Raw genomic sequence first — 10,512 nt, forward strand, 5'->3', positions numbered from 1 at the left:
GGGCTTTTCTCTGGAAATCGGGTCGCGGATGGTTTAGGCGCTTCGCCATCCGGGCGCCAGAGCCTGTCTCATTCCAACCAAGGACCGTAACAATGGCTAAAGTGATCGCCTCTTCGATCCGCAAGGGCAACGTGATCGACCTCAACGGCGTGTTGCATGTCGTGATCGTCGCCGAAAACGTGCATCCGGGCAAGGGCAACTCGGTGACCCAGGTCGAGATGCGCCGCATCTCGGATGGCGTGAAGGTGCAGGAACGCTGGCGCACTGTGGACAGCGTCGAGAAGGCGCATGTGGACGAGAACGAATACGACTTCCTCTATGAGGATGGCGAAGGCTTCCACTTCATGAACCCCGAGACCTACGACCAGATCACCGTGTCCGAGGATGTCGTGGGTGACGCCAAGGTCCACCTGCGCGACGGCATCCGGGTGTGGATGCTGACCCATGAAGGCGTGGCGCTGTCGATCGAACTGCCGCAAAAGGTGACGGTCGAGGTCGAGGAGACCGAGCCGGTCGTCAAGGGTCAGACCGCCTCGTCGAGCTACAAGCCCGCGATCTGCACCGGCGGCATCCGCGTGATGGTGCCCCCGCATATCGGCGTTGGCACCCGCATCGTGATCAACACCACCGACAACAGCTATGTGGAACGCGCCAAGGAGTGATCCTGCGCCCCATCGCGTGATCGAAGGCCCGGAGACACTCTGGGCCTTTGTCATTTCCGGCCCTTGATCCGGCCCCCGGGCAATGCCATGTCAGACCCGAGCCGCAGGCAGAAGGATGACACGATGCGCAATGCAGCCCTTGTTCTGGGCATCATCGGCGGGTTGATCGCCATGATGGTGGGCTTTTTCAGCTATGGCTATACCGAGGTCGTGGCCCGTCATGCCGAGGTCGCCAATCTTTTTGGCCAGTTCGACAATGAAAGGCTGATCCGCGCCGGCAGCTTTTTCGCGCCGATCCTGGCCATTGCCGGCGGGGCCATGGCGCGGATGCGCGCGCTGTGGGGCGGGGTGCTGATGCTGGCGGCCTCGGCGCTGGTCTGGCTGGCCTTCGGCTTCAACGTCTTCACGATGTTCCCCATCGGCTTTTGCCTGCTGGGCGGCATTCTGGCGCTGGCCGCCGGCAAGCCCGACGAGGCGAAGGCGCATTTCTGAGCCGCGCCTAGCTGCCCTCGCCCGCCAGCAGGGCCGCCAACTCGATGGCGTTGCGCACCCCCATCTTGGCCAGAACCCGGCCGCGATGCACCTCGACCGTGCGCATGGCGATGCCCAGCTGATCGGCGATCTGCTTGTTCAATGCGCCGGTCAGCATGGCGCGCATCACCTCGTCTTCCCGCGCCGACAGGGTGGCGCGGCGGGCGTCCAGATCGGCCCGCGCCGCCGCCTCGGCCCGTGCCACGTCATGCGCCGCCATCGCCCGCAGCGCCAGATCGACGATCTGATTGTCGTTGAACGGCTTTTCCACGAAATCAAAGGCCCCGGCCTTGAGCGTGCGCACCGCCACCGGCACATCGGCATGGCCGGTCAGAAAGATCACCGGCACGGCATTGCCCATGGCACGCAGACGCTCGAACACCTCCGGCCCTGACAGCCCGCCCATCCGCACATCCAGGATCACGCAGGCGCAATCCTCCAGCGGCTGCGCGGCCAGAAACGCCTCGCCCGAGGGCCAGCCCCGCGCCGCGAGCCCGCGCGAGGCCAGCAGAAAGGCCAACGATTCCCGGATCGCTTCCTCGTCATCGACGATGTGAATGACGCCACTCATACGCTTTCCTCCCTGCTGCCGGCCAGCGGCAGCGTCACGCGGAACACCGTGCCGCCCCCCGGCGCATCGCCATGGGTCAATTGCCCGCGATGCAATTCGATGATCGACCGGCAGATCTTCAGCCCCATCCCCATCCCCTGCGCCTTGGTGGTGGCAAAGGCGTCGAACAGCCGTTCCGCCACATCCGGCGCGATGCCGGCCCCCTGATCGGCGATCTCGATCAGGGCCTGTCCCTCCTCGCTGCGCAGGCGGAGCGTGACCGTATCGCCATGGCGCGTCTCGGTCATCGCCTCCATCCCGTTGCGGATCAGGTTGATCAGCACCTGTTCCAGCAGGATGCGGTCGGCCTGCACCGGCGGCACCGGCGCCAGATCGGTCACCAGCCGCACCCGGTGTTCCCGCGCATCGGCGGCCAGAAAGGCCACCGTCTCGGCGATAAGATCCTCCAGCCGGGTCTCCGAAAACCGCGGCTCGCGTTTTTTCACCAGATCCTGAATGCCCCGGATGATCAGCCCTGCCCGCCCGGCCTGCTGGGCCAGCTTTTCGGTGGCCAGCCGCAATTGTGCCGGATCGGCGCTGCCGCGTTCCATCAGGTTCAGCATCCCCGCAGCATAAGAGGCAATGGCCGAAAGCGGCTGGTTCAGCTCATGCGCCAGGGTCGAGGCCATCTCGCCCAGCGTGACCAGCCGCCCGGTGCGGGCCATGGTCTCATCCTGCGCCCGCGCCAGCCGGGCGGCGCGCTTGGCCTCGGTGATGTCGATCACCGATCCCATCCAGCCGCGATGCACCCCGGCCGCGTCGATCAGCGGCGCCTCATAGACCTGCACGTCGATCTCGTGCCCGTCGCGATGGCGAAAGCGAGTCTCGAAGCTCTGGCTGATCGCGCCGCCGGCTTGCAGCGCGCGGTGGCGGGTCTCGGTCTCGGTCAGGCGGGCCGGATCCCAATAGGGCATGGGCGGGTCGCGACCGACCAGATCGGCGGCCTCCCAGCCGACCAGATCGCAAAAGGCGGGGTTCACGAACAGCACCCGCCCCGCGTGATCCTTGGCGCGCAGGCCCACGGTCAGGCTTTCCTCCATCGACCGGCGAAAGGCCGTCTCGCCGCGCAGCCGCAATTCGGCCAGATGCCGGCGCCGGGCGCTGCGCGACATGGCGACCAGCGCCAGCACCGCAAAGGCCGCCAGCGCCGCAATCGCCCCGAACAGCAGGGCCGAGCGGCTAGCCGCCGGCGGATCATAGGCCACGATCCCCAGCACCGTGCCGCGCAGCGGCGGGTCAAAGCTGATGGCGTGGCGCGGGTTGCCGGGGGGCGGCACCAACCGCTGCCGTTCGGCCAGCACCCGGTCGCTGCTGTCGCGCAGCTGCACGCCATATTGTTCGGCGATCCACCAGGGCACATGCCGATCCAGCAGGAGCGGCATCGACAGCGTCGCCGCGACATGGCCGGCGCCCCCCTCCAGCGGGAAGGCCAGGCTGACCGCCCCGTCAGGGCCGACCCCGCCATAGACGGGGCGCGCGGCGCGCGGCGCCTGCGCCAGTTGCGCGATCAGCGCCGCATCGCCCGGCGCCCCCGCCCCCGGCAGGGCGCGCGCGGGCTGGCCGGTGCTGTCATACCAGATGATCGACAGCACCTCGGGATTGGTGGCGATATGCAGCCGCGCGCGCGCGTCCAGCACCTGCGGCGGCGTGCCGCTGGCCGCATCCAGCGCCAGCCGCATCAGCATGTCCTCATCCACCGAAAGCTGGAACCGCAGCGTCTGCTCGACCCAGAGCGCGTCGGTCGCAAGCTTGACGCGCAGCTGTTCATCCTCGTTGCGGGCGACCAGCCAGACCAGCAGGCCCACCAGCCCCACCAGCGCCATGATCGCGACCAGCGGCACCACCGACAGCAGGTCGCGCCGCCGCGGCACGCCCTGGGCGGCCGCGCTCCAGGCTTCCTGCACGGAAACCGGCGTCTCTGTGCCCTTGCGTGCCAGCGCTGCCCTCCCCCCGGCTGCCCTCCCCGGCGGCCTGTTCCTGCCGTTCCGCCGGGCTGTTAGCGCCTGCATTGCGGAAACCCACAATAGCGAGAGCGCCGCCCCGGTGGCAAGAAGGGCCATGACCGCCGGGAGGGCGGACCAACAGGAGGAGATCCGATATGCTGACCCGTCGTTCGCTGGCCACTCTGGCCGGTGCTGCCGTCCTTGCGCTGACCAGTGCCTTCCCCGCCCTGGCCGAACCGATCGTGATCAAGTTCAGCCATGTCGTCGCGCCGGATACCCCAAAGGGCAAGGGCGCACAGAAATTCAAGGAACTGGCCGAGCAATATACCAACGGCGCCGTCGTGGTGGAGGTCTACCCGAACAGTCAGCTCTACAAGGACAAGGAAGAGCTGGAGGCGCTGCAACTGGGCGCCGTGCAGATGCTGGCGCCGTCGCTGGCCAAGTTCGGCCCGCTGGGCGTGCAGCAATTCGAACTTTTCGACCTGCCCTTCCTGATGAACGGCTACGATGATCTGCGCAAGATCACCGATGGCGAGATCGGCAAGGGCCTGCTGGCCAAGCTGGATGACAAGGGCATCAAGGGTCTGGCCTATTGGGATAACGGCTTCAAGGTGTTCTCGGCCAATTCGCCGGTCGTCTCGCCCGACGATTTCCTGGGCCTGAAGATGCGCATCCAGTCGTCGAAAATCCTCGAGGCGCAGATGCAGGCGCTTGGCGCCGTGCCGCAGGTCATGGCCTTCTCCGAGGTCTATCAGGCGCTGCAAACCGGCGTCGTGGACGGCACCGAGAACCCGCCCTCGAACATGTATACCCAGAAGATGCACGAGGTGCAAAAGCACGCGACCCTGTCGAACCACGGCTATCTGGGCTATGCGGTCATCGTGAACAAGGCGTTCTGGGACGGGCTTGACCCGGCCGTGCGCGACCAGCTCGACAAGGCCATGGCCGAGGCGACGGTCTATGCCAACTCCATCGCCAAGGAAGAAAACGACAACGCGCTGAAGGCGATGATGGATGCCGGCACGACCGAATGGCACGAGCTGACCGACGACGAACGCGCCGCCTTTGTCGAGGTTCTGAAACCCGTGCATGAACAGATGGCCGACCGTATCGGCGCCGATCTGATCCAGCAGGTCTATACCGCGCTCGGCACCACGAACTGATCCGGTCCCCGGCCCGGCCCCTCCCCAGGGGGTCGGGCCGGCACCTGACAGGGGCACGGTCGCGTGCCCCTTTTTTGAAAGCCGCCGCCCCCGTCGGGCCGCCGCCAGCCCCCAAAGAGGTTTGCCATGATCCTGCGCATCCTCGACCGTTTCGAAGAAATCCTGATCTCGGTCCTCATGGCAGCCGCCGTGATCCTGATCTTCGTGGCGGTCGTTCACCGTTTCTCCATCGGCTTTGCCGCCGATCTCGTGGGCTTCGCCCGCGCCCATGACATCGCCTGGCTGCAATCGGCCGCGCGTTCGGCCTTCAAGGCGATCAACGCGATCAAGCTGACCTGGGCGCAAGAGGCCTGCATCTACCTGTTCGTCTGGATGGCCAAGTTCGGCGCGGCCTATGGCGTGCGGCAGGGCATCCATGTCGGCGTCGATATCCTGGTCGAAAAGCTGGAGGGCAATGCCCGCCGCATCGTGACCATCATCGCCATGTCGGGCGGCATCATCTTTACCGCCATCGTGGCCTGGATCGGTGCCGATTTCGTCTATCACGTCAAGCATGGCGGCCAGACCTCGCCCGACCTCGAAATCCAGATGTGGCTGATCTACCTGGCAGTGCCGCTCGGCTCGTCGCTGATGTGCTTCCGCTTCATTCAGGCGCTCTACCTGTATCTGACCACCGGCTATATCGCCCATCACGACCACGGCGCCGTGGACGGGCTTGAGGACGAGGCCGACGATCTGGCCAAGGGGGGCCACGCATGACCGCGCTTCTGATCTTTGCGATCCTGGCGATCCTGCTGGTCACCGGGATGCCCGTCTCCATCGCGCTTGGCCTGACGGTGTTTTCCTTCCTGTTCTTCTTCACCTCGATCCCGATGGATTCGATCGCGCTGAAGCTGTTCACCGGCATCGAGAAGTTCGAGATCATGGCGATCCCGTTCTTCATCCTGGCGGGGAATTTCCTGACCCATGGCGGCGTGGCGCGACGGATGATCCGCTTTGCCACCTCGATGGTCGGCCACTGGTATGGCGGCATGGGTCTGGCGGCGGTGCTGGCCTGCGCGCTGTTCGCCGCGATTTCCGGCTCCTCGCCCGCCACGGTCATGGCCGTGGGGTCGATCCTGATCCCGGCCATGGTGAAACAGGGCTACCCGCCGCAATTCGGCGTGGGCACCGTGGCCACGGCCGGCGGTCTGGGCATCCTGATCCCGCCCTCGATCGTGATGGTGATGTATGCCGTCGCCACCAGCGGCATGGTCGTCACCGGCCCGAACGGCGAGCCGGTCATGTCGGCCTCCATCGGCACGCTGTTCATGGCGGGTGTCATCCCCGGGCTGATGCTGGCCGCGATGCTGGGCGGCACGACGATCTGGCGCGCCTGGAAGAACAACTATCCCCGCATGACGCGCGCCAGCTGGGCCGAACGTGGCACCGCACTGCGCGAGTCGATCTGGGGGCTGATGCTGATCGTGATCATCATGGGCGGCATCTATGGCGGCATCTTCACGCCGACCGAGGCCGCCGCCGTCAGCGCCGTCTATGCCTTTGTCGTCGCGGTCTGGGTCTACAAGGACATCAAGCTGCGCGATGTGCCGAAGGTGCTGCTGTCCTCGGCCGCGATGTCGGCGATGCTGCTCTATATCATCACCAATGCCGTGATGTTCGCCTTCATCCTGACCTCGGAACAGATCCCGCAGACCCTGTCGGACTGGATCGTGGGGCTTGGCCTGGGCAAGATCGGCTTCCTGCTGATGGTCAACGTCATGCTGCTGTTCATCGGCATGGTGATGGAGCCTTCGGCCATCGTGCTGATCATGGCGCCGATCCTCTATCCGGTGGCGGTGAAGCTGGGGGTCGATCCGGTGCATTTCGGCATCATGCTGGTGGTCAACATGGAGATCGGGCTTTGCACGCCACCCGTGGGCCTGAACCTCTATGTCGGCTCGGCCATCTCCAAGCTGGGCCTGACCGAGGTGACCAAGGCCGCGACGCCCTGGCTGCTGACCGCGCTCGCCTTCCTGATGATCGTGACCTATATCCCCGAGGTTTCGCTGCTTCTGCCCCGCTTGCTGGGCATGAACTGAACCACGGCAGCAGAACAGAGGCGGCGCGGGGAAATTCTCCGCGCCGTTTCATTTGCGGCGGGCGATGTCGCGGACAGGGCAGCGGCGCGGCAGCACCGGCGTAGCGTCACGACAACAGCCCCTTTGCGCGGTGATGATCCGATGACCCGCCCCCCTGTCGCCCTGCTGGGAATCCTCTGCCTCGCTGCGGGGATCGCCGTGTTTTCGATGCAGGACGTGATCCTGAAGCGGCTGTCCGGCGATTATCCGCTGCATCAGGCCATGGTGCTGCGCAGCCTGGCCGCGGCGCCGCTGCTGTTCGGACTGGCAGTCCTGTCCGGCGGCGCGCGCAGCCTGATCGCGCCGGGCTGGCCGCGGATGGTGCTGCGCGGGCTGGTCAGCTTTGCCGCCTATACCTGCTATTACCTCGCCCTGCCCGCCTTGCCGATCGCGACCACGGTCGCGCTCTATTTCTCGGCGCCGCTGATGATCGTGGTCCTGTCGGTGGTGATGCTGGGCGAAAGGGTCAGCCCCGCGCGCTGGCTGGCGGTAATCTGCGGCTTTGGCGGGGTGGTTGTGATCCTGCGGCCCGATGCGGCGCCGGTCGATCTGGCGGCGGCGCTGGCGATCGGGTCGGGCATGGCCTATGCGCTGTCGATGATCCTGGCGCGCATCCAGGGCGGGCAGTTCAGCGCCGCCGCCATGGCCTTTCACGGCAATCTGGTCTTTCTCGGCCTCGCAGTCGGGCTGTCGCTGGTCTTTGGCCGCGGCGGCTGGAGCGCGGAGAGCCTGCATCCCAGCCTTGCCTTCCTGACCCGGGGCTGGGTCATGCCGCCCGCGCGCGACCTGGCTCTGATGGCGGCCTGCGGGCCGATCGCGGCGCTTGGCCTCACGCTCCTCAATCAGGCCTACCGGCTGGCACCGGCGCCGATGCTGGCGCCCTTTGAATATACCGCGCTGATCTGGGGGCTGATCTGGGGTTGGCTGATCTGGTCCGACTGGCCCGATGCCGCGACCTGGGCCGGCATCGCCATCATCGTGACCGCCGGTTTGGTGGTGCTGTGGCGCCCCGGCACGCCACGCGCCGACACCGCCACCCCCTGAAAGTAGAAAGGGCCGCACCTTGCGGCGCGGCCCCCTGTCAATGCATCCCGCAAAGGGATCAGATCTCGTCCAGAGCCTCGACGGCCTTTTGCAGTTCTTCCTTCGAGATTTCCTTGTCGCTGACCTTGGCGCCGGCGACGATGAAATCGACAACCTTGTCCTCGAAGATCGGCGCGCGCAGTTGCTGCTGCATCTGGGCGTTCTTCTGCACGAATTCAAAGAAGGCGCGTTCCTGGCCCGGATACTGGCGCGCGGCGTTCAGCACGGCCTGGGTCATCTCGGCGTCGGAAACCTGCACATCGGCCTTGCGACCGACCTCGGCCAGCAACAGGCCCAGACGGACCCGGCGCTCGGCCAGCTTCTTGTGCTCGTCGGTCGCCTCGACATGACCATGGTTGTGGTCATGCACATCGGGGTTTTCCTCGTGCCACAGCTGATGCGCGATCTGGGCGGCCTCGGCCTCGACCAGCTTCGACGGCAGGTCGAACTTCACCAGCCCGTCCAGCTGATCCAGCAGCGACCGCTTCAGCACGGCACGCGCGGCGCCCTTGTATTCGGCCTCCAGACGCTCGGCGATCTGGCCTTTCAGCGCCTCCAGCGACTCGGCGCCGAATTTCTTGGCCAGCTCGTCATCCAGATCGGCGGCTTTCGGCGCCTTCACGGCATGGACCTTGCACTTGAACAGGGCTTCCTTGCCCGCCAGATGCGCGGCGCCATAGTTTTCCGGGAAGGAAACCTTGACCTCGACATCGTCCTCGACCTTGGCGCCGACCAGCTGTTCCTCGAAGCCCGGGATGAACGACCCCGAGCCCAGCACCAGCGGATAGCCCTCGCCCTTGCCGCCTTCGAAAGCCTCGCCATCCACGAAACCCTCGAAGTCGATGGTGACCTGGTCGCCATCCTTGGCCTTGGAGCCCTTCTTGCGGTCGTCGAAGGACTTGGCGGTGTCAGCCAGGTTCTTCAGCGCTTCCTCGACGGCGGCGTCTTCGGCCTTGACCACCAGACGCTCCAGCGTCACGGCCGAGGCATCCAGCTCCGGGATCGGCGGCAGGGCTTCATAGGACATCTCGACGACGACGTCCTGACCCTCTTTCCACTCCTCGCCATTCACCATCTTCACTTCGGGTTGCAGCGCCGGACGGTCGCCGGAGGCCTCGAAATGGTCCTGCATGGCGCCATCAATGGCTTCCTGCATGGCTTCGCCGATCAGGCGCGGGCCGAACTGCTTGCGCAGCATGGCCAGCGGCACCTTGCCCTTGCGGAAGCCCTTCATCTCGATCTCGGGCTGCGCCTCGACCAGCTTGGCCTGGACCTTTTCGTCCAGCTCGGCGGCAGTCACCGTGATGGTGTAGCCGCGCTTCAGACCTTCGTTCAGGGTCTCGGTGACCTGCATGCGTGTTTCGTCCTTCTCATCTCTCTGGTGCGGGTGGAGGGACTTGAACCCCCACGCCTCGCGGCGCCAGAACCTAAATCTGGTGCGTCTACCAATTTCGCCACACCCGCTTTTTCACAGCCTGCACCGCCCGGCCCATGCGGAACCGGGCCCGGACAGGCCCTGAAAATCCGCGCCCTTCTAACAAAGCCCCGCGCCGGATGCGAGAGGAAAATCGCGTGCCACAATCGCGCCGGATTATGGCAGCCCCCGCCCCAGTTCCGACCGGCCCCGCCGAAAAAGACCTCGCGCCGGGCGCAATCCTGCCATAATCTGACAGGAAAAAGAGCAGAAGCAAAACACGAACAGGTCGCCCCATGAAAACCGAGACTTTCGGCACGATCGCGCACGGCTCCGCCTGCACCGCCACCGCGCTGACCGCGGGCACCGTCGTGCTGACGCTGAAAGGCGCGCTCCCGGTTGAGGCGCTGCGCCCCGGCGACCGCATCATCACCCGCGACGGCGCCCGCCCGCTTCTGGCCCTGCGCCCGGTGGCGGCCCCCCGCATGGTCCGCGTCTCGGCCTCGGCCATCGGCGTCGAACAGCCCGAAGAAGACATGGTGATCTCGGCCGAAACCCGCATCCTGGTGCGCGACTGGCGCGCCAAGGCGCTCAAGGGCTGCGACCAGGCGGTGATCGAGGCCGCGCGCCTCGTCGATGGCGAATATATCCGCTTTGAGGCCAGCAGCCCGGCACAATTCTACACGCTCGATTTCGACGCCCATGTGGTGATCTATGCCGGCGGGCTGGAACTGGCGATCGCGCCGGCCCTCGAAACCGTCTGACCCGAATTTTCTGCGAAAATTCCCGCGCGGCCGCCCCACCGGGCGGCCCTTCGCATTCCGCCCCTTCATCTGTTCACAAATATCCTGCGGGGAGGTCTGAACCGCGCCGGGTTTGCCGGAGGCTCCAACTCCTGAGTAGGATGGAGCATCATGAGCAAGACCACGAACAAGTTTTCCCCTGAGGTGCGCGAGCGGGCGGTGCGGCTGGTCTTCGACAACGAA

At 65.9% G+C, this 10,512-nt stretch carries 10 protein-coding genes and 1 tRNA gene; 7 read left to right on the plus strand and 4 right to left on the minus strand.

Translation table 11 applies throughout. The features are described from left to right. Positions 1–92: 92 nt before the first annotated feature. Positions 93–662: an elongation factor P gene (efp, locus tag FOA17_RS18540; RefSeq protein ID WP_149143005.1), complete on the plus strand. Its 570-nt coding sequence runs from the start codon at positions 93–95 to the stop codon at positions 660–662. A 123-nt stretch (positions 663–785) separates the two neighbouring features. Beyond that, entirely contained in the window at positions 786–1,154 is a 369-nt protein-coding gene (locus FOA17_RS18545; protein WP_149143006.1) for a hypothetical protein, read from the plus strand. A gap of 7 nt (positions 1,155–1,161) precedes the next feature. Here FOA17_RS18545 and FOA17_RS18550 read toward each other — a convergent pair whose 3' ends face one another. Together FOA17_RS18550 and FOA17_RS18555 are read right to left on the minus strand one after the other, a co-directional pair. Further along, the gene (locus FOA17_RS18550; RefSeq protein ID WP_149143007.1) at positions 1,162–1,764 is read right to left on the minus strand and encodes a response regulator transcription factor; all 603 of its coding nucleotides are present in this window, start codon (positions 1,762–1,764) and stop codon (positions 1,162–1,164) included. Continuing rightward, entirely contained in the window at positions 1,761–3,707 is a 1,947-nt protein-coding gene (locus tag FOA17_RS18555; RefSeq protein ID WP_238991887.1) for a two-component system sensor histidine kinase NtrB, read from the minus strand. The genes FOA17_RS18550 and FOA17_RS18555 overlap by 4 nt, the downstream gene beginning before the upstream one ends. A gap of 194 nt (positions 3,708–3,901) precedes the next feature. On the opposite strand from FOA17_RS18555, the gene FOA17_RS18560 reads away from it, so the two are divergent. From FOA17_RS18560 to FOA17_RS18575, 4 genes are all read left to right on the plus strand, one after another. Further along, positions 3,902–4,909 (plus strand): TRAP transporter substrate-binding protein, encoded by a 1,008-nt coding sequence (locus tag FOA17_RS18560; RefSeq protein ID WP_149143008.1) that lies wholly within the window; start codon positions 3,902–3,904, stop codon positions 4,907–4,909. Positions 4,910–5,035: 126 nt separating this feature from the next. Further along, positions 5,036–5,668 carry a TRAP transporter small permease gene (locus FOA17_RS18565; protein ID WP_149143009.1) on the plus strand — a complete coding sequence of 211 codons (633 nt, stop codon included), beginning with the start codon at positions 5,036–5,038 and terminating at the stop codon, positions 5,666–5,668. Then, positions 5,665–6,990, plus strand: a complete 1,326-nt coding sequence (locus tag FOA17_RS18570) for a TRAP transporter large permease (RefSeq protein WP_149143010.1) — start codon at positions 5,665–5,667, stop codon at positions 6,988–6,990. The genes FOA17_RS18565 and FOA17_RS18570 overlap by 4 nt, the downstream gene beginning before the upstream one ends. 141 nt (positions 6,991–7,131) lie before the next feature. Beyond that, the gene (locus tag FOA17_RS18575; protein WP_149143011.1) at positions 7,132–8,073 is read left to right on the plus strand and encodes a DMT family transporter; all 942 of its coding nucleotides are present in this window, start codon (positions 7,132–7,134) and stop codon (positions 8,071–8,073) included. 58 nt (positions 8,074–8,131) lie between these two features. Here FOA17_RS18575 and tig read toward each other — a convergent pair whose 3' ends face one another. Both tig and FOA17_RS18585 read right to left on the minus strand, forming a co-directional pair. Next, positions 8,132–9,466: a trigger factor gene (tig, locus tag FOA17_RS18580; protein ID WP_149143012.1), complete on the minus strand. Its 1,335-nt coding sequence runs from the start codon at positions 9,464–9,466 to the stop codon at positions 8,132–8,134. Between the two features lie 25 nt (positions 9,467–9,491). Next, a tRNA-Leu gene (locus FOA17_RS18585) sits at positions 9,492–9,576 on the minus strand. Between the two features lie 246 nt (positions 9,577–9,822). Here FOA17_RS18585 and FOA17_RS18590 point away from each other — a divergent pair. Beyond that, positions 9,823–10,290: a Hint domain-containing protein gene (locus FOA17_RS18590; protein ID WP_149143013.1), complete on the plus strand. Its 468-nt coding sequence runs from the start codon at positions 9,823–9,825 to the stop codon at positions 10,288–10,290. Positions 10,291–10,512: the final 222 nt, after the last annotated feature.

The sequence above is a fragment of the Gemmobacter caeruleus genome (assembly GCF_008271655.1).
GTDB lineage: Bacteria > Pseudomonadota > Alphaproteobacteria > Rhodobacterales > Rhodobacteraceae > Gemmobacter > Gemmobacter caeruleus.